This is a genomic window from Schumannella soli, from assembly GCF_006517435.1.
In the GTDB taxonomy this organism is placed as follows: Bacteria; Actinomycetota; Actinomycetes; order Actinomycetales; family Microbacteriaceae; genus Schumannella; species Schumannella soli.
On the sequence record NZ_VHQG01000004.1, the window covers coordinates 104,169 to 122,013 of the forward strand.

Sequence of the window (17,845 nt, forward strand, 5' to 3'; positions counted from 1 at the left end):
ACTCGTCGTCCTCCGCTCTCCCTCCGCGACCCAGGTGCTTCGCAATTCAGGATCGGTTTCGCAATTCAGGATCAGCGGCGGGATCCGCACGGATAGCGGCCGGAATCCCGGTCGGATCCTGAATTGCGCGGCGACGGATCCTGAATTGCGGTCGGGCCGGCGAACTCAGGGCACGACGCGTCGGGGTCGGACGCCCGGATCCAGCGCTCAGGGATCCGCGGGTTAGTCGGCGGCGCGGCGACGCCCGACGCGCAGCACGAGCATGATCGCGCCGCCGGCGAGGAGTCCCCACACGGCCGAGCCGATGCCCGCGACGCTGACGCCCGAGGCGACGACGAGGAAGGTCGCGATCGCGACGACGCGGTTCGGCACCTCCTCGAGGGCTCCGGCGATCGCGGTCACGAGCGCGCCGAGCAGGGCGAGACCGGCGACCGACTCGATGAGGATGGGCGGACTCGCGCGCACCAGCGCTCCGGCGACGCCCGCACCGAACGCGAGCACCAGGTAGGCGACGCCACCCGTCACCGCGGCGATCCAGCGGCGGGCATGCGGCGTGTGCGAGTCGGGGCCGGCCATGATCGCGGCGGTGAGGGCCGAGAGGTTCACCTGGAACCCGCCGAACGTCGACGTCGCCGCCGAGACGATGCCGGTCGAGGCGAGCAGCGTGCGGGTCGGCGCGGCGTCGTACCCGAAGGTGCGCAGCACCGTGAAGCCCGGGATCTGCTGCCCGGCCATCGTGACGAGGTAGAGCGGCACGCCGAGGCCGACGATCAGCGCCGGGTCGAAGCTCGGCGCCGTCAACGTCACGACGGGGGCGAGCGAGGCTCCGTCGGCCCAGTCGGGTCCGGCGGCGACGAGCACGGCGACCGCGGTGGCGACCACGGCGGCGGGCACGGCCCAGCGCGGCGCGAGGCGGCTCAGCACGAGCCAGACGACGATCGGCGGCAGCGCGAGCCAGGGATGCTCGACGCTCGCGGTGACCGGCGCGACGCAGATCGGGAAGAGGATGCCGGCGAGCATCGCACTCGCGATGGGCTTCGGGATGCTCGTCGCCAGCCGGGCGAGCCAGGGCCAGAAGCCGGTGATCGCCATGAGGGCCGAGGCCACGAGGAAGGCGCCCACCGCGCCCGAGTAGTCGTGTCCCTTCGTCGCGGCTCCCGCGGCCACGAGGACGGCGGCGCCGGGCGTCGACCACGCGAAGGAGAGCGGCATGCGGAACCGCAGGCTCAGCACGATCGCGAGCACGGCCTGGCCGAGGCAGAGCGCGAGCAGCCCCGAGGCGGCCTCGGCGGGCGTGGCGCCGACGGCGGTGAGCCCGGCGATCACGAGCGCGAACGAGCTCGCGAAGCCGGTGACGGCGCCGACGAGCCCGGCGGCGATCGGCGCGGCGAGGGAGGAGGGCGCGGAGGCGGGGCGGTCACCGGCTGTCATGGCCGCACCAGCCTAGTGAGCGCGGCGACTCCGGCCCGCGCGACAGAAGGGCCCGCATCCTCTCCCCCGCCGTGACGGGAGACGAGGATGCGGGCCGCATCCGAACAGAGCCGCGAGCGCCGCTCAGAGCACCTTCGAGAGGAACGCCTTCGTGCGCTCGTGCTGCGGGTCGGTGATCACCTGGCGCGGGTCGCCGGCCTCGACGACCACGCCGCCGTCCATGAAGACGAGGCTGTCGGCGACCTCGCGCGCGAATCCCATCTCGTGCGTGACGACGATCATCGTCATGCCCGAGGCGGCCAGGTTCTTCATCACGTCGAGCACCTCGCCGACCAGCTCGGGGTCGAGCGCCGAGGTCGGCTCGTCGAAGAGCAGCAGCTTGGGCTCCATCGCGAGAGCGCGGGCGATCGCGACGCGCTGCTGCTGACCGCCCGACAGGGATGCCGGGTAGGCCTTCGCCTTGTCGGCCAGGCCCACGCGGGCGAGCAGCTCGGTCGCCCGCTTCACCGCCGCATCCCGCCCCTGCCGCTTGACCCGCTGCGGCGCCTCGATGATGTTCTCGAGCACGGTCAGGTGCGGGAACAGGTTGAAGCGCTGGAACACCATCCCGATGTCGCGCCGCTGAAGCGCGGCCTCCTTCGGGTGCAGCTCGTAGATCTTGTCGCCGCGCTGCCGGTACCCGATGAGCTCGCCGTCGACGAACAGGCGCCCGCCGTTGACCTTCTCGAGGTGGTTGATGCAGCGCAGGAACGTCGACTTGCCCGAGCCCGACGGCCCGATGATGCACATGACCTCACCGCGCCCGACCTCGAGCGAGATGCTCTTGAGCACGGTGTTCGAGCCGAAGCTCTTCATGACGTTCTCGGCGCGCACCATCGGCTCGGCGACGCGCGCAGCCGGTGTCGCCGGTGCCGCCGACGCGGCGGTGGATGCGGTGTCGCTCATGCGCCGCCCCTCTCGTTCGTGGCGTCTCCGCTCGCCGGCTCCCCCGCCGACGCGCCCGCGGCCGCGGCCGTCGGCGCGACCGGGTTGCCGCCCACGTCGATGAACCGCGTGCTGCGCGCGAAGCGCTTCTCGAGGAAGTACTGGCCGACCATGAGCACCGAGGTGATCACGAGGTACCAGATCGACGCGACGATGAGCAGCGGGATCGGGTTGAAGGTCTCGGCCGAGATGTCGCGGGTGCGCGTGTAGAGGTCGGTCGAGAGCGGCACCGCCGTGACGAGCGAGGTCGTCTTGAGCATCGAGATGACCTCGTTGCCGGTCGGCGGGATGATCACGCGCATCGCCTGGGGCAGGATGATGCGCCGCATCGTCTGACCCCAGGTCATGCCGAGCGCGACGGCCGCCTCATCCTGGCCCTTGTCGACCGAGAGGATGCCGGCACGGGCGATCTCCGACATGTAGGCCGCCTCGTTGAGCGCGAGGCCGATGACGGCGAGCCAGAAGACGCTGATCGCCTCTTGCGTCGTCCAGCTGACCGCGGCGGTCGTGAAGGGGATGCCGATCGTGATCGTCTTGTAGATCGTGGCGAGCAGGCCCCAGAACACGAGCTGCACGTAGACCGGGGTGCCGCGGAAGATCCACACGAACACCCAGGCGAGCGCGCGCAGCACCGGGTTCGGCGACAGGCGCATGACCGCGACGAGACCGCCGATGAGGATCGCGCCGATCATCGACAGCACGGTCAGCTCGAGCGTCACCAGCACGGCCTGCGACACGCGCCGGTCGAAGAGGTACTTCGCGACCGAGGGCCAGTCGTAGGTGGGCCGGTTGACGGCCGCGTCGTAGACGAAGAGCGCCAGGATCGCGACCAGCACCACGGCGATGATCCAGCGGCCGGGGTGGCGCAGCGGGATTGCCGTGATCGGGTCGGGCGAGGCGCCCGACGGGCTCGGGGCGCCGGAGCGCGCCGAGCCCGTCGAGGTGGTGTCGCTCATCGTCAGCTCGTGGCCCCGTTGATGTCGATCTTGTCGATCGCGCCGTCCTCGACGCCCCACTTCTTGAGGATCTTCGCGTAGGTGCCGTCATCCTGCAGCGACTGCAGAGCGGCCTGGAGGGCCTGGCCGAGCGTGCCGCGGTCCTTCGCGATCGGCATGCCGTAGAGGAACACCGAGTACGGGTCGCCCGAGACCTCGAGCTTGCCCTTCGACTGCTTCACCGCGTAGAGCGTGACGGGCGAGTCGGCCGAGAGCGCGTCGGCGCGGCCGAGCGTCACGGCAGCGGTCGCGTCGTCCTGGGTGTCGTAGCCGAGCAGCTTGATCTCCGCCTTGCCGGCGTCGGTGCAGGCCTTCGACTTGGCGGGGCCGTCGTCGAGCGCCTCGGTGGTGCCGTTCTGCACGGCGAGGGTGATGCCGCAGGCGTTGTCGGGGTCGACGGTCTTGCCCGCGGGCGTCGCCCACTGGATGCCGGCCTGGTAGTAGTCGATCATGTCGACCTGCTTCTGACGCTCCTGCGTGTCGAAGAACGACGAGAGGCCGACGTCGTACTTGCCGCCGGTGATGCCGGGGATGATGTTGTCGAACTTGGCGACCTGGTACTTGGTCTTCAGTCCGAGCTTGCCGGCCATGGCATCCGCGAGCTCGATCTCCCAGCCGATGGGGTTGCCGTCGGCGTCCTTGAACTCGTTGGGCGCGTAGGTCGCGTCGGTGCCGAGGGTCAGCGTGCCCGACTCGACGATGTCGGCGGGCAGCAGCTTCGCGGCGGCCTCGTCCTTCTTCACGTCGGAGGCGCCGCCGCTCGCGGCAGGGGTGTCGGTCTCGTTGTTGACGCAGCCCGACAGCGTGAGCGCGGTGACGGCGGCGAGGGCGACGAACGGCAGGAGTGCGGTGCGTTTCATGGTGTCCTTCTCGTGGTGCAGCGACGGGATGGTCGTGGCGGGCGGTGGTGCGGAGTCGGGGTGGTGCGGAGTCTCGGTGGTGCGGTCAGGTCGTGTGCACGCGCACGCCGTCGATCCAGGTCGAGGCGGTGCGGGTGTCGGAGATCGCGTCGACCGACCCCGCGAAGGGGTTGCGGTCGACGACGGCGAGGTCGGCGACGGCGCCCGGCTCGAGCGTGCCGGTCGGCTCGAAGGCGTTGATGCGCGCGGAGCCCTGCGTGTAGGCGCTGAGCGCCTGAGCGAGCGACAGCGCGCTCCCGGGGTAGAAGGGCTTCGGGTTGTAGTCGGCGTCGTCGTGCGGCAGGCGACGCGTGACGGCGACCTGGATCGCGGCCCAGGGGTCGGGCGTCGTGACCGGCCAGTCGCTGCCGGCGCAGAAGACGGCGCCCGCGTTCCACAGCTGGGCGAAGGGGTACTGCCACGACGAGCGCTCGGCGCCGAGGGCGACGAGGTTGATGAGCTCGTTCTGCGGCTCCCAGTTGGCCCAGAGCGCCTGCATGTTCACGGTCGCGCCGAGCGGGGCGAAGCGGGCGAGGTCGTCGGGGTGCACGACCTGCACGTGAGCGAGGTGGTGGCGGATGCCGCTGTCGCCGTTCGCGGCGCGCGCGGCTTCGATGGCATCCAGCGATTCCCGCACCGCGCGGTCGCCGATCGCGTGGATGTGCACCTGGAATCCGGCGCGATCGAGCTCGGTCACGTCGCGGCGCAGCTCGATCGGGTCGACGAAGGAGAGGCCCGTGCCGAGGGTCGGGGCGCCGCTCGCGTCGAGGTAGGGCTCGAGCATTCCCGCCGTGTAGTTCTCGGGGATGCCGTCCTGCATGATCTTGATGCTCGTCGCGCGGAACCGCGGGTGCTCGAGCGCCTCGCGCCGCGCGACCAGCTCGGGAATCTGCTCGACGCCGCGCGAGCGCTCCCACCAGAGCGCCGCGACGACGCGCGCGGTGAGCGCGCCCGAGCGGGCGGCCTCGAGGTACACGGGCCCGGTGTCGCTGTGGCTGCCGTAGTCGCCGACGATCGCGTCCTGCCACCCGGTGATGCCGAGCGAGTGCAGGTACTTCTGCGCCGTGAGCAGCGCCTCGGTCTCCTCGGCCGTCGTGTCGGCCGGGATGTGCCGGGTCACGAGCGTGCGGGCGCCCTCGTGCAGGGTGCCGCTCGGCGCTCCGTTCGCGTCGCGCTCGATCCGGCCGTCGGCCGGATCGGGGGTGTCGGCGCGCAGGCCCGCGATCTCGAGAGCGCGGCTGCTCACCCAGGCGCCGTGGTGGTCGCGGTTCGAGAGGAAGGCGGGGCGGTCGCCGATCACCGCATCCAGGTCGGTCGCCAGCGGAGCGCCGCCCGGGAACGCCGCGACCTGCCAGCCGCCGCCGAGGATCCACGGCAGCTCGGGGTTCGCCTCGGCGTAGTCGCGGATGATCGCGAGGTACTGCTCGCGCGTCGCCGCGCCGGAGAGGTCGCAGCGCATGAGCTCGAGGCCGCCCTCGACGGGGTGGATGTGCGCGTCGACGAAGCCGGGCAGCACGAGGCCGCCTGCGAGGTCGACGACCTCGGTGTCGGGCCCGGTCAGTTCGGCCAGCTCGTCGGCTCCGCCGAGGGCGAGGATGCGGCCGTCGGCGACGGCGAGGCCGGTGACGCGGGCGTCGGGCTCGGCGAGGCCGCCGGTGTAGACGGCGCCGTTGACGAACACCGTCTGCGCGCGAGATGACATGACGCTCCTACTCCGGATCCCCGCTCCATCGCGGGGCCGGTGTGCCGATGCTATTCCCGATCGAGCGACGCGATCCGCACCGAAACCAAACTTTTACAACCGGATCGGTGGACGGGCGCGGAGAGCACCGTCCACTTCACCCGTCGTTCAGCGAGCGCGCTCGAGTTCGGGATCAGGCCGACTTCTCGGCCCGACGCGGCTGGCGCGGCACGATCGTCGGCGCCGCGTTGCTGCTGACCGCATCCCGCGTGATGACCACGCGCGCCACGTCGTCGTCGGAGGGCACGTCGAACATGATCGGGCCGAGCACCTCTTCGAGGATCGCGCGCAGACCGCGGGCGCCGGTCTGTCGCAGCACGGCCAGGTCGGCGATCGCCTCGAGCGCGTCCTGCTCGAACTCGAGCTCGACGCCGTCGATCTCGAACATGCGCTGGTACTGCTTCACGAGCGCGTTCTTCGGCTCGGTGAGGATCTGCATGAGCGCGCTCTGGTCGAGCGGCGACACCGTCGTCACGACGGGGAGACGGCCGATGAACTCGGGGATGAGCCCGAACTTGTGCAGGTCCTCCGGCAGAACCGCGCTGAACAGCGTGGCCTCGTCGCGCTTCGAGTGCAGCGGGGCGCCGAAGCCGATGCCGCGCTTGCCGACGCGGCCCGAGATGATGTCCTCCAGCCCGGCGAAGGCGCCAGCCACGATGAACAGCACGTTGGTCGTGTCGACCTGGATGAACTCCTGGTGCGGGTGCTTGCGGCCGCCCTGCGGGGGCACGCTCGCGACCGTGCCCTCGAGGATCTTCAGCAGCGCCTGCTGCACGCCCTCGCCCGAGACGTCGCGGGTGATCGACGGGTTCTCGGCCTTGCGGGCGATCTTGTCGACCTCGTCGATGTAGATGATGCCGGTCTCGGCCCGCTTGACGTCGTAGTCGGCGGCCTGGATGAGCTTGAGCAGGATGTTCTCGACGTCTTCGCCGACGTAGCCCGCCTCGGTGAGGGCTGTCGCATCCGCCACCGCGAAGGGCACGTTGAGGCGCTTCGCGAGCGTCTGGGCGAGATAGGTCTTGCCGCAGCCCGTCGGGCCGATGAGCAGGATGTTGCTCTTCGCGATCTCGATGTCGTCGAGCACGGCGTCGGCGCTGACGAGCTGGCTGCGGGCGCGGATGCGCTTGTAGTGGTTGTAGACGGCGACCGACAGCGCGCGCTTGGCGGGCTCCTGGCCGATCACGTACTCCTCGAGGAAGTCGAAGATCTCGCGCGGCTTCGGCAGATCGAACTCGCTCGAGGTCTCCTCGCCGGCTTCGGCGAGGCGCTCTTCGATGATCTCGTTGCAGAGTTCGACGCACTCGTCGCAGATGTAGACGCCGGGACCTGCGATCAGCTGCTGCACCTGCTTCTGCGACTTGCCGCAGAACGAGCACTTGAGCAGGTCGGCGCTCTCACCGATGCGTGCCATTCAGGTCACCCTCCCCGAATCGTTCATCAGAGCCTAGACCGAACAGGGCTCGCGGCGTTGCACCCCGTAAGGGCGGTGCGTCTCGGGGCGTCCTCATGCTCTTTAGACTGGATGCGACGACCGACATCCCGGTCGCGACACCCCGTTCCGCCGCCCGAGAGGTCACCGGCATGTCGTCTGCTCTGCAGAGCCGCGCGGCGCGCACCGCGCGCGGCGCCCTCGCGGGCACGACGGCGATGGTGCTCGCGGCGGCGTCGCACGGCTTCGGCGGGGGCGACGTCCCCGGCTGGCTCGCGATCGCCGTCGGGCTCGTGGTCGCCGTGCTGCTCGGCACGCTGCTGACCGCGCGACGGCCCTCGCTGCCCCGGCTGCTCGCGATCGTGCTGCCGAGCCAGGCGGCGTTTCACTACCTGTTCGTGCTGCTCGGCGGGCCGGGCCTCGCCGTCGCACGCCACGTGCACCCGGGTGCGAGCTCGAGCGACTTCGCGTCCGCGGCCGCCACCTCCTCCGCTTCCGGAGCGGGAGCCGCCCATGTCGGCGCCGCGCACGCCGCCCACCTCACCGAGCCGCGGATGCTCGCCGCGCACCTCGTCGCCGCGATCGTGACGGTCGTGCTGCTGCGCTGGGCCGAGGCGGCGCTGTGGACGCTGCTCGTGCGCCTGGCCGAGCCGACGGGCGCCCCGGCCGCCGCGCTGCGCCGCGCGCTCCTCGGACTGGCCGCGCTGACCGCGCTCGTCGGCGGCGCCCTCGCCGACACCGGCGCGGGCTCGCGACGCACATCCGCGACCGCGATGGCGCTCCGCCGCGCGTTCCGCTCCGCCGCGGGCGCTCACGGTTCGGCCGTGCGCCTGCGGTCCGCGGTCCTCGTCCGCTCCTCCCCCCGGCGCGGACCGCCCCTCCTCTCGTTCGCCTGACATCCGCCGCCCGGCATCCGCGCCGGCCGGCACTGCGCGCCGACGTCCGTCGCGCGCACCCCAGCGAACGATCGCCGCGCCCTGCGGCGACCAAGGAGAGACCATGAACCGCGCTTCCGCGCACCCCGCCACCCCGTCCGTCGTCACCGCGGCGGCCGCCGCCCGCACGCGACGCCCCCTCGCCCTGACCGCCACGGCGGTCGGCGCCGGCGCCCTGCTCGCCCTCGCCGCACCGCTCGCCGCGAGCGCCCACGTGACGGTCGGACCGAACACCGCCGCGGCCGGCAGCTACGCCACCGTGAACGTGAAGGTGCCGACCGAATCGGACACCGCATCCACCACCAAGGTCGAGCTCGATCTGCCGACCGACACCCCGCTGTCGTACGTGGCCTACGAGCCGATCGCCGGATGGAGCGTCCAGGCCGTCAAGGAGAAGCTGCCGAAGCCTGTCAAGGTCGGCGACAGCACCCTCACCGAGGGCTACACCAAGGTGATCTGGACCGCGACGGGCGAGGGCATCAAGCCCGGCGAGTTCGTGCAGTTCCCGGTCACGCTCGGCCCCGTTCCCGACGTCGACAAGCTCGTGCTGCCGGCGCACCAGAGCTACAGCGACGGCAGCGTCGTCGACTGGGATGAGACGGGCGCCGACGCCGAGGACCCGGCGCCGACCGTCTACGTGAACGAGGCCCCGCCCGCGGACGAGCACGGCGGATCGCACGGCGCGTCCGGCGACGACCACGACGCGGATGCGACGGCGGCGACGGCGACGACCGCCGCGCAGCCGGACGTGCTCGCCCGTGTGCTCGGCATCGTCGGCCTCGTCATCGGCGTGATCGGCCTCGTCGTCGGCGCGCTCGGCGCGACCCGCGCGCGCCACGGAAACGGAGCGGCGTGATCGGCGTGAGCCGCGCATCCCGCACCACCGGCCGGGCGACCTCGCGTCGCCCGGCCGGGCCCCGCGCGCTCGCCGTCATCGCGGCGAGCGCCCTCGTCGCGGCGCTCGGACTCGCGGGCGCCGTGCTCGGCGTCGCCGCGCCCGCGTCGGCGCACAACCGCGTCACGGCGACCGTGCCGGCCGCCGACTCGACGGTGACGACCCTGCCCGAGACGTTCTCGATCACGACAGACCTGGCGCTGCTCGACCTGCAGGGCGGCGGCAAGGGCTTCGCCGTGCGCGTCGAGGGTCCCGACGGCTGGAGCTACTGCCCGGCCGAGCCGACGATCGTCGACAACGTCATGTCGGTTCCCGCGGTGCTGGGCGGCTCGGGCGCCTACACGCTCACCTGGCAGCTCGTGTCCGCCGACGGCCACACCGTGAGCGGCGACTTCGAGTTCAGCTGGCAGGCTCCGGCCGACTACGTCGTGCCGAAGCCGGGCGCCGACGGCAACCCGGCCTGCACGGCCGATGCGGCCGACCAGGCGGATGCGGACGGCTCGGCCTCGTCTGCTCCCTCGGGGCCGGCTGTCGGCCAGGACGGCGCCCAGGTGCCGCTCGGCGACGTGCTCTGGATCGGCGGCGCGATCCTCGCGGTGCTCGTGGCGGGCGGCGTCACGCTGCTCCTGCTGACCCGCAAGCCGCGCGGCGAGCGCACCGGCGATGACGGCACGACGCGCGACAGCGGCGGTGCCGGGTCGGACTCGGTCTCCGACGGCCGCGACGCTGACGACGGATCGAGCGGCAGCGGCGGCCCCGGCGGCTCCGACTCCGGCGGCGGCAGCTCCGACTGACCGCGGCGCCGACCGCGTCGGCGGCGCACGCCCGACCTAGCGGGTCGCGGGAACCAGCTTCACCAGCGGGATCTCGCGGCCCGCTTTCCGTTCGTGCTCCGCGAAGAACGGGAAGCCTTCGAGCAGCTCCGCCCACAGCCGCGCCCGTGCGTCGCCCGTGACCGTCTCGGCGCGCGCATCCCATTCGCTGTCGGGCAGCTCGACGTGCACCCGCGGGTCGGCGACGAGGTTGAGATACCAGGCCGGATGCCGCGGTGCGCCCGCCGCCGACGCGACGACGATCACGCCGCCGTCGACGCCCGCACCCTGCGGCACGAACATCATCGGCGAGGTGCGCTTCTCGCCCGTGCGGCGTCCCGTGGTGGTGAGCAGCGCGATCCGCTCGCGGTGCACCCCCGGAACCCCGAGGTCTCCCCCGGCTCGATACCCCGCGATGACCTGCTCGTCCAGCTCGTGCGCCGTCATGCCCGCACGGTACGCCCTGCCGGTGACAGGCAGAAGGGCCGCCGGGTATTCCCGACGGCCCTTCCCCCACGGCTCCGCGCGAGCAGAGCGGCGCGACGCAGCGGCAGCGCTTACTTGGCGGTCAGCGCCGGCACGTTCTTGCGGCTCGTGAGCACCTGGTCGATCAGGCCGTACTCGAGGGCCTCCGGCGCGGTGAGGATCGTGTCGCGCTCGATGGCGGCGTTGATCTCCTCCTGCGACTTCTTCGAGTGGTTCGCGAGGGTCTCCTCGAGCCAGGTGCGCAGGCGCAGGATCTCCTTGGCCTGGATCTCGATGTCGGAAGCCTGACCGCGACCGGCCTCGCCGACGGCGGGCTGGTGGATGAGCACACGCGCGTTCGGCAGGGCGAGGCGCTTGCCCGGCTCGCCGGCCGCCGCGATCACGGCCGCGGCCGAGGCCGCCTGGCCGAGCACCACGGTCATGACCTGCGGGCGGATGTACTGCATCGTGTCGTAGATCGCCGTCATGGCCGTGAACGAGCCGCCGGGGCTGTTGATGTACATGACGATGTCGCGGTCGGGGTCCTGGCTCTCGAGCACCAGCAGCTGGGCCATGATGTCGTCGGCCGAGGCGTCATCCACCTGCACACCCAGGAAGATGATGCGGTCTTCGAACAGCTTCGCGTAGGGGTCCTGACGCTTGAAGCCGTAGGCCGTGCGCTCCTCGAAGCTGGGGAGGATGTAGCGCGACGAGGGCATGCGCGACGCGAGGTCGCCGCCCGCCGAGAAGTTCGGGGTCTCCATGATTCGTTCCGTCTCTCTTGTTCTCTGCGCTCGCGGCTTAGTTGGTCTCGTCGGTTCCGCCGCCGCCGACGACGTCGGCCGCCGACTCGCGGATGTGGTCGACGAAGCCGTACTCGAGTGCCTCCTCGGCCGTGAACCAGCGGTCGCGGTCGCCGTCGGCGTTGACCTGCTCGGCGGTCTTGCCGGTCTGCGAGGCCGTGATCTCGGCGAGGCGCTTCTTCATGTCGTTGATCAGCGCGGCCTGGGTCTGGATGTCGGACGAGGTTCCGCCGAATCCGCCGTGAGGCTGGTGCAGCAGCACGCGCGCGTTGGGCGTGATGTAGCGCTTGCCCTTGGTGCCGGCCGTGAGCAGCAGCTGGCCCATCGAGGCCGCCATGCCGATGCCGACCGTGACGATGTCGTTAGGCACGAACTGCATCGTGTCGTAGATCGCCATGCCGGCCGTGATCGAGCCGCCGGGTGAGTTGATGTAGAGGAAGATGTCCTTCTTCGGGTCCTCGGCGGCGAGCAGCAGCAGCTTCGCCGCGATCTCGTTGGCGTTGTCGTCACGCACCTCGGAGCCGAGCCAGATGATCCGGTCCTTGAGAAGTCGGTCGAAAACGCTCGGCGCGAATGCCGGTTCTGCCATTGGAGCAACTCCCTGTTCTGTGGATTGCCTCGAATCTACCGGGGCGTTCGAAGCGGTCTGGGCGCTGTTCGCCGTGGGCAGATCGGGTGTCGCCGAGCGCGACCGCGCCCGCCCGGCGCACGCCGAGCCGCGCGCTGCCTGTCGAGTCGCCGAGCGCGGTTCCGCGCCGCTGCGGCCGCGCGTAGCCTGACCGCGTGAGCGACGGGGCGGAGCAGGGAGATGCGCGAGCCGGCGCGGCCGGCGGGTCCGGCGCGTCCGGCGGGTCCGGCGTCTCCGGCACGCGACTGCAGCGCTGGGCGACCTCGGCGCTCTGGCCGGTCGCGATCGCGGTGCCGATCGTCTCGCTCCTGACCGCGGTGATCGTGCGGCTCGGCGGGCACCGCGGCCCGGACGGCGCCGACAGCTCGTCGACGCAGGGGATGCTGGGCGGCATCGGCGACGGCTTCCTCGTGCAGCTGGCGGGGATCGACGCGGTGCTGCTGCTGGGCACGCTCGTCGCGGCAGCGCTGATGCGCGTGCGTCAGGTGCGCGGCGGCGCCGAGCTCAGTCGCCCGGAATCGTGGGCGGTTCTGGCGCAAGCGTGCGGCGGAGCTCTGTTCGCGCTGGGGATCGTGCTGATCGACCCCGCCCCGGGTCCGGCCGGCCAGTGCCTCATCATGGGACTGTGGGCCGTCGTCGTCGGCACCGGCGCGCTCGTGACGCTCGCGGTGCGCGAGCTGCGGCCCCGTTCGAGCCCGCCCGAGGAGAGACTTCCGTGACCGACCCGACCGCGCCCGCCGCGGCATCCGCCTCGCCCGACGCCGTCGCCCCCAGCGCCGATCGCGCCGCCGACCCCGCGTACGCCGACTGGCGCCGCCGCGTCGACGCGGTCTGGGATGACGACGGCCTCGACGAGCGCGAGGTCATGCGCCGCATCGACGCGCTGGCGGCGGAGCGCCCCGACGACCCGGAGGCCCTCGCCGAGGCCGGCGGCGCCCGCGACTCGGCGGGGCTCGAGTCGTGGGCCGAGCAGCTGTACGTGCGCGCACTGGATGCCGGGCTCGCCGAGCCGTACCGGTCGCAGGTGACGATCCAGCTCGCCTCCACGATCCGCAATCTCGGGCGGCCGGAGGAGTCGATCGCGCTGCTCGACGCGCACTTCGGCGACCAGCCCGAGCACGAGCTGGCGGCGGCGGCGAGCGCGTTCCGCGCCCTCGCGCTGACCTCGGCGGGGCGGCAGGTCGAGGCGGTGGCCGAGCTGCTCATCACGCTGGCGCCGACGCTCCCCCGCTACCGGCGCTCCGTGCGAGCCTACGGGCGCGACCTCGTGGGACTGCCCGAGGAGTGAGCGCGACGGCGCGCGGCATCGGCGCCGATGCGTGCGCGGTGATGCCGACGCCGGCGTCCTCGCCGAATCGCAGAGCTCGCTGAGAACCGGGCCGCGCATCCCGTCTCGTGGCCGGCCGTTAACCCACGGTCTTTACGGTCGCCGGGATGGATGCGATGAGCCGACGCCGCCCGCGGCCCGCCCCGAGCGCCGCGGGGCGCACCGGCTCGGCCTCCGCCGACGGCGCCGGCGCCGGCGCCGGCGACGGCGACGGCGCCGGATTCCGCGCCGACGTGCACGCGATCCGCGCCCTCGCCATCGTGCTCGTCGTCGCGTACCACCTCCATCTCGGCCTCCCGGCGGGCGGATTCGTCGGCGTCGACGCCTTCTTCGTCGTCTCGGGGTTCCTGATCACCGGACACCTCGTGCGCGAGCTGCGGCGCGACGGCCGGGTGGATCTGCTCGCGTTCTGGGCGCGTCGCGCCCGGCGTCTCGTGCCGTCGGCGCTCGTCGTGATCGTCGTCGCCGGCGCGGTGGGCGTCGCGGTCATCCACCGCGAGGACTGGCCGCGACTCGGCTCCGAGCTCGCCGCGAGCGTGCTCTACGTCGAGAACTGGTTCCTTGCGGGGGCGAGCGTCGACTACCTCGCCGCGGGCGCCTCCGCGACGCCGTTCCAGCACTTCTGGTCGCTCGGCGTCGAAGAGCAGTTCTACCTCGTCTGGCCCCTGCTCCTGCTGCTCGCCTGGCGCGTGGTCGCACGACGCCGCGGCCGCGCCGAGGCGAGTGAGCGCCTCCGAACGTCCGCCCGAATCGGATCGGCCGCATCCCTCCTCAACCGGGTGCGCGATCGCGATCCGCTCACCGTCGCGACGCTGCTGGTCGCCCTCGTCACGGCGGCGTCGTTCGCGGCATCCCTCGTGCTCACCGCGACGAACCCCGAGCCCGCCTACTTCTGGCCGCACACCCGCGCGTGGGAGTTCGGCGCGGGCGCGCTCCTCGCGCTGACCGGTGCTCGGCTGCGGGCCCGGCTCGCGGTTCCGGGAGCGGTGCTCGGCTGGATCGCGCTCGTGGTCACCGGCCTCCTGCTGCCCGCCTCGGTCGCCTACCCCGGCGTCGCCGCCGCGCTGCCGGTCGCCGCGACGGCGCTCGTGATCGCGGCCCGCGCCGAGTCCGGCGTCGTCGGCCGTGTCATCCGACTCCCGCCGGTTCGCGTGCTCGGCACGCTCTCCTACACGCTGTACCTCTGGCACTGGCCGGTCGGGGTGCTGCTGCCGAAGGCGGTCTCCCTGCTGCCCGGGTTCGAGGCCGTGGCGGTCGCCGGCGTCTCGCTCGGCCTCGCCGCTCTGACCCACGTGCTCGTCGAGAAGCCGGGTCTCTCGCCGCGGATGCGCCGCCTGCGCCCGCGTGTCGTACTCGGCGCGACCGCGGCGGCCATGGTGATGGTGCTCGCCGGTCCGGGTGCCGGCTGGGCCGCGATCACGAACCAGCGCGCCGACGACGCCCGCCTCGCCGCGCAGCTCGCCGAGCAGCATCCGGACTGCTTCGGCGCCGCCGCGATCGCCGACGCCACCGGGTGCGAGCTGAACGGCGAGCCCGCTCTCGCGTTCACCCCGTCGACGACGACCGCCGAATACGACATCTCCCCCACCTGGGACGAGTGCCAGGCCCGCGACGACGCGCCGGTCAGCTGCGTGGTCGGCCAGCGCGGCGGCATCCGCGTCGCCCTGATCGGCGACTCGCACGCCCACCACTGGGAGTCGGCGCTCAGCCGGCTGGCCGAGCAGCGCGGGTGGGAGCTGCACCTCTTCGTCAAGGGCGGCTGCGAGTTCTCCGACATCGCCTGGAGCGACGTCGACGTGTCGACGGCTGCGCGCTGCGCGCGGTGGAACGAGCGAGTGGATGCCGCACTCGCTGACGAGGACCCCTACGAGCTCGTGTTCACCTCCGCGCGCGCCGACCTGCGCGGGCAGCCGACGGGGCTGGCGGGCCGCGCCGCTTCCGCCGCCGAGGCGAGTTCCGACGCGACGCCGGATCCCTCGGCCGAGGCCGGCCGCGCCGCGATCGCGGCGGCCGGCTATCGCGCGGCCTGGCAGCCGCTGATCGACCGCGGCGCGACCGTGCTGGGCATCCGCGACACCCCCGCCGTCGGTACCGGCAACCGCGCCTGCCTCGACGCGAACCCCGACGAGATCGGCACCTGCGAGATCAGCGCCGAGCGCGCGCTCGCGTCGGCCGATCGGCTGGCCGCGACCGCCGCATCCACCCCCGGAGCCCGCGAACTCGACCTGACGTCGTCCTTCTGCCGCGACGACTCGTGCCCGGCCGTGATCGGCAACGTGCTCGTCTTCCGCGACTCGCAGCACCTCACCGCGACCTACTCGCGCACGCTCGCCCCCGCGCTGGGTCGGGCGGTGGATGCGGCGCTCGCGCCCCCGGCATCCTGACCGCCCCGCACCGCCTCGTCAGCGCCGCAGCTTGTCGAGAGTGTTGACGTTGCGGCTCGTGAGCCACGGCTTGTAGCGCGCCCTCGACTGCGCCTTGCCCATGACGCTGTCGAGCGTCGAGCCCTTCTGCACGGTCCAGTAGAGGACGCCGTGGGCGAGTTCGGCGCGCTCGAGCTCCGGGTCGAGCGACGGGATGACCGCCTCCAGCTCGGCGCGGGTGTCGTCGTGCGCGGCGACGACGACGTAGTCGTGCCAGCCGTCGCGACCGCGTTCGAAGGGGTAGCCGTCGATGATGCGGGCGAGCTCGCCGTCGTCGAGCACGTGCACCCAGGCGTCGTAGCCGAAGCGCTCCCGCAGCGCCGACTCGAGCCGCTCCTTGACGGTCGTCGCGGACTCCTCGCTCTCGAGCACGACGTTGCCGCTCGCGAGCACCGTGCGCACACCGTCGTAGCCGAGGCCGCGCACGCACGCCGCGAGGTCGGCCATCTTGATGTTCACGCCGCCCACGTTCACGCCGCGCAGCAGCACGACGTATCCCGTCATCGCGCACCTCCTCGTCGCGGTCAGGTTAGCGAGGGGCGCCGACACGAGCGCCCCAGGTCGCGGTGGTCGGCGTCGGCCGGCGCACCGATCCGCGACCGCGGGGCCGCCCGCCGGCGCCGGACACGACGGAGGGTCGGGCGGGATCTCTCCCGACCGACCCTCGAGCCGTTCGCCCCGGTCACGCCGGGGCGCCACGTCAGTGGTTGTGTCCGGCGTGCTCGTCGTGCTCGTCGGCCGTCTCGTCGCCGATGATCGGGCTGTCGTCGCCCTCACCCAGCGCGGTCGCGGTGAAGGCGCTGACGTCGACGGGCTTGCCGTCGGCATCCACGACCTTCGCCTTGCTCAGCACGACCGCGAGGGCCTTGCTGCGTGCGACGTCGGCGACCATGGCGGGGATCTGACCGCCCTGGTCGAGGGCCTTGATGAAGTCGCCGGGCTCCATGCCGTACTGCGCCGACGCCTGCACCAGGTAGGTGGTGAGCTCGTTCTGAGAGACCTGCACGTTCTCCTTCTCGACGATCGCGTCGAGGATGACCTGCTGGCGGAAGGTCTTCTGGGTCGACTCGGTCACCTCGGCGCGGTGCTCGTCGTCCTCGAGACGGTTCTCCTGCTCGAGGTGACGGTGCACCTCGTCTTCGACCATCTTCTCGGGAACGGGGATCTCGACCTGCTCGAGCAGCACGTCGACGATCTGGTCGCGCGCCTGGGCGCCCTGACCGAAGACCTTCGACTTGCCGAGCTGCTCGCGCAGGTCGGCCTTGAGCTCGTCGATCGTGTCGAACTGGCTGGCGATCTGGGCGAAGTCGTCGTCGGCCGGCGGCAGCTCGCGCTCCTTGACGGCGTTCAGCGTGACGGCGATCTGCGCGTTCTCGCCCTCATGGTCGCCGCCGAGCAGCGGGGCCTCGAAGGTGGTCGACTCACCGGCGGTGAGCGTGTCGAGGGCCTCGTCGATGCCCTCGATGAGCTCGCCCGAGCCGATCTCGTAGGAGATGTTCGACGCCGTGTCGACCTCTTCGCCGCCGATCGTGGCGGTCAGGTCGAGCTGCGCGAAGTCGCCGGTCTTGGCCGGGCGGTCGACGGTCACGAGCGTGCCGAAGCGGGTGCGCAGGTTCTCGAGCTCGGTGTCGACGTCCTCGTCGGCGATCTCGGCGTTGTCGACCTTGAGCTCGAGGCCCTCGTACGACGGCAGGTCGAACTCGGGGCGCACATCCACCTCGACGGCGATCTTCAGGTCGCCGGCGAAGGTCTTCGCATCGGGCCACTCGAGCACGTCGGCCTCGGGGCGGCCGATCGGCTTGATGTCCTCGTTCTGCGCGGCCTCGCGGTAGTAGCGGTCGAGGCCCTCGCTCACGGCGTGGTTGAGCACCTCTTCGCGGCCGACGCGCTGGTCGATGATGGGCGGCGGCACCTTGCCCTTGCGGAAGCCGGGGATGCTGACCTGCTCGGCGATGTGCTCGTAGGCGTGCGCGATGGCGGGCTTCAGCTCGTCCGGCGTCACCGAGATGGTGAGCTTGACGCGGGTGGGCGTGAGCTTCTCGACGGTCGTGGTGACCATAGGGGTGTATCTCCTGCTG

The 17,845-nt window shown here is 72.1% G+C and carries 17 protein-coding genes; 6 read left to right on the plus strand and 11 right to left on the minus strand.

Annotated elements, in window-relative coordinates:
* Positions 1–222: 222 nt before the first annotated feature.
* The 6 genes from FJ657_RS13165 to clpX all read right to left on the minus strand — a co-directional run bounded on the left by FJ657_RS13165 (position 223) and on the right by clpX (position 7,461).
* The gene (locus tag FJ657_RS13165; RefSeq protein ID WP_141164184.1) at positions 223–1,431 is read right to left on the minus strand and encodes a benzoate/H(+) symporter BenE family transporter; all 1,209 of its coding nucleotides are present in this window, start codon (positions 1,429–1,431) and stop codon (positions 223–225) included.
* A 123-nt stretch (positions 1,432–1,554) separates the two neighbouring features.
* Positions 1,555–2,307 (minus strand): amino acid ABC transporter ATP-binding protein, encoded by a 753-nt coding sequence (locus FJ657_RS13170; protein WP_141164532.1) that lies wholly within the window; start codon positions 2,305–2,307, stop codon positions 1,555–1,557.
* Positions 2,308–2,372: 65 nt separating this feature from the next.
* A complete protein-coding gene (locus FJ657_RS13175) occupies positions 2,373–3,371 on the minus strand; it encodes an amino acid ABC transporter permease (RefSeq protein WP_141164185.1) in 999 nt (332 codons plus the stop codon).
* Between the two features lie 2 nt (positions 3,372–3,373).
* Positions 3,374–4,270, minus strand: a complete 897-nt coding sequence (locus tag FJ657_RS13180; protein WP_141164186.1) for an ABC transporter substrate-binding protein — start codon at positions 4,268–4,270, stop codon at positions 3,374–3,376.
* Positions 4,271–4,355: 85 nt separating this feature from the next.
* Positions 4,356–6,011, minus strand: a complete 1,656-nt coding sequence (locus tag FJ657_RS13185) for an amidohydrolase (RefSeq protein ID WP_141164187.1) — start codon at positions 6,009–6,011, stop codon at positions 4,356–4,358.
* A gap of 172 nt (positions 6,012–6,183) precedes the next feature.
* Positions 6,184–7,461, minus strand: coding sequence for an ATP-dependent Clp protease ATP-binding subunit ClpX (clpX, locus tag FJ657_RS13190; RefSeq protein WP_141164188.1), 1,278 nt, complete (start codon positions 7,459–7,461; stop codon positions 6,184–6,186).
* A 95-nt stretch (positions 7,462–7,556) separates the two neighbouring features.
* Between clpX and FJ657_RS13195 the strand changes: the two genes are divergently transcribed.
* The 3 genes from FJ657_RS13195 (at position 7,557) to FJ657_RS13205 (ending at position 10,103) form a co-directional block, all read left to right on the plus strand.
* Positions 7,557–8,375, plus strand: a complete 819-nt coding sequence (locus FJ657_RS13195; protein WP_141164189.1) for a hypothetical protein — start codon at positions 7,557–7,559, stop codon at positions 8,373–8,375.
* A 103-nt stretch (positions 8,376–8,478) separates the two neighbouring features.
* Positions 8,479–9,270: a YcnI family copper-binding membrane protein gene (locus tag FJ657_RS13200; RefSeq protein WP_141164190.1), complete on the plus strand. Its 792-nt coding sequence runs from the start codon at positions 8,479–8,481 to the stop codon at positions 9,268–9,270.
* 5 nt (positions 9,271–9,275) lie between these two features.
* Positions 9,276–10,103, plus strand: a complete 828-nt coding sequence (locus FJ657_RS13205) for a copper resistance CopC family protein (protein ID WP_181408976.1) — start codon at positions 9,276–9,278, stop codon at positions 10,101–10,103.
* A gap of 36 nt (positions 10,104–10,139) precedes the next feature.
* Here the strand turns inward: FJ657_RS13205 and FJ657_RS13210 are convergent, their stop codons facing one another.
* From FJ657_RS13210 to FJ657_RS13220, 3 genes are all read right to left on the minus strand, one after another.
* Complete coding sequence (locus FJ657_RS13210; RefSeq protein ID WP_141164192.1) at positions 10,140–10,568, minus strand: nitroreductase/quinone reductase family protein; 429 nt, start codon at positions 10,566–10,568, stop codon at positions 10,140–10,142.
* A gap of 110 nt (positions 10,569–10,678) precedes the next feature.
* Positions 10,679–11,350 (minus strand): ATP-dependent Clp protease proteolytic subunit, encoded by a 672-nt coding sequence (locus tag FJ657_RS13215; RefSeq protein WP_141164193.1) that lies wholly within the window; start codon positions 11,348–11,350, stop codon positions 10,679–10,681.
* Between the two features lie 37 nt (positions 11,351–11,387).
* Complete coding sequence (locus FJ657_RS13220; RefSeq protein ID WP_255447369.1) at positions 11,388–12,059, minus strand: ATP-dependent Clp protease proteolytic subunit; 672 nt, start codon at positions 12,057–12,059, stop codon at positions 11,388–11,390.
* A 113-nt stretch (positions 12,060–12,172) separates the two neighbouring features.
* Between FJ657_RS13220 and FJ657_RS13225 the strand changes: the two genes are divergently transcribed.
* From FJ657_RS13225 to FJ657_RS13235, 3 genes are all read left to right on the plus strand, one after another.
* Positions 12,173–12,736: a hypothetical protein gene (locus FJ657_RS13225; RefSeq protein WP_141164195.1), complete on the plus strand. Its 564-nt coding sequence runs from the start codon at positions 12,173–12,175 to the stop codon at positions 12,734–12,736.
* Positions 12,733–13,305 (plus strand): tetratricopeptide repeat protein, encoded by a 573-nt coding sequence (locus FJ657_RS13230; RefSeq protein ID WP_255447336.1) that lies wholly within the window; start codon positions 12,733–12,735, stop codon positions 13,303–13,305. Before FJ657_RS13225 ends, FJ657_RS13230 begins: the two co-directional genes overlap by 4 nt.
* A 155-nt stretch (positions 13,306–13,460) precedes the next feature.
* The gene (locus tag FJ657_RS13235; RefSeq protein ID WP_219995930.1) at positions 13,461–15,728 is read left to right on the plus strand and encodes an acyltransferase family protein; all 2,268 of its coding nucleotides are present in this window, start codon (positions 13,461–13,463) and stop codon (positions 15,726–15,728) included.
* An 18-nt stretch (positions 15,729–15,746) separates the two neighbouring features.
* Here the strand turns inward: FJ657_RS13235 and FJ657_RS13240 are convergent, their stop codons facing one another.
* Together FJ657_RS13240 and tig are read right to left on the minus strand one after the other, a co-directional pair.
* The gene (locus FJ657_RS13240) at positions 15,747–16,271 is read right to left on the minus strand and encodes a DUF1697 domain-containing protein (protein ID WP_141164197.1); all 525 of its coding nucleotides are present in this window, start codon (positions 16,269–16,271) and stop codon (positions 15,747–15,749) included.
* Positions 16,272–16,467: 196 nt separating this feature from the next.
* Entirely contained in the window at positions 16,468–17,826 is a 1,359-nt protein-coding gene (gene tig, locus FJ657_RS13245) for a trigger factor (RefSeq protein ID WP_141164198.1), read from the minus strand.
* Positions 17,827–17,845: the final 19 nt, after the last annotated feature.

Bases quoted from the DNA above. Each gene is read 5' to 3' on its own strand.
- FJ657_RS13165 (WP_141164184.1), bottom strand. From the start codon at position 1,431: ATGACAGCCGGTGACCGCCCCGCCTCCGCGCCCTCCTCCCTCGCCGCG.
- FJ657_RS13170 (WP_141164532.1), bottom strand. From the start codon at position 2,307: ATGGTGCGCGCCGAGAACGTCATGAAGAGCTTCGGCTCGAACACCGTG.
- FJ657_RS13175 (WP_141164185.1), bottom strand. From the start codon at position 3,371: ATGAGCGACACCACCTCGACGGGCTCGGCGCGCTCCGGCGCCCCGAGC.
- FJ657_RS13180 (WP_141164186.1), bottom strand. From the start codon at position 4,270: ATGAAACGCACCGCACTCCTGCCGTTCGTCGCCCTCGCCGCCGTCACC.
- FJ657_RS13185 (WP_141164187.1), bottom strand. From the start codon at position 6,011: ATGTCATCTCGCGCGCAGACGGTGTTCGTCAACGGCGCCGTCTACACC.
- clpX (WP_141164188.1), bottom strand. From the start codon at position 7,461: ATGGCACGCATCGGTGAGAGCGCCGACCTGCTCAAGTGCTCGTTCTGC.
- FJ657_RS13195 (WP_141164189.1), top strand. From the start codon at position 7,557: ATGCTCTTTAGACTGGATGCGACGACCGACATCCCGGTCGCGACACCC.
- FJ657_RS13200 (WP_141164190.1), top strand. From the start codon at position 8,479: ATGAACCGCGCTTCCGCGCACCCCGCCACCCCGTCCGTCGTCACCGCG.
- FJ657_RS13210 (WP_141164192.1), bottom strand. From the start codon at position 10,568: ATGACGGCGCACGAGCTGGACGAGCAGGTCATCGCGGGGTATCGAGCC.
- FJ657_RS13215 (WP_141164193.1), bottom strand. From the start codon at position 11,350: ATGGAGACCCCGAACTTCTCGGCGGGCGGCGACCTCGCGTCGCGCATG.
- FJ657_RS13235 (WP_219995930.1), top strand. From the start codon at position 13,461: ATGAGCCGACGCCGCCCGCGGCCCGCCCCGAGCGCCGCGGGGCGCACC.
- FJ657_RS13240 (WP_141164197.1), bottom strand. From the start codon at position 16,271: ATGACGGGATACGTCGTGCTGCTGCGCGGCGTGAACGTGGGCGGCGTG.
- tig (WP_141164198.1), bottom strand. From the start codon at position 17,826: ATGGTCACCACGACCGTCGAGAAGCTCACGCCCACCCGCGTCAAGCTC.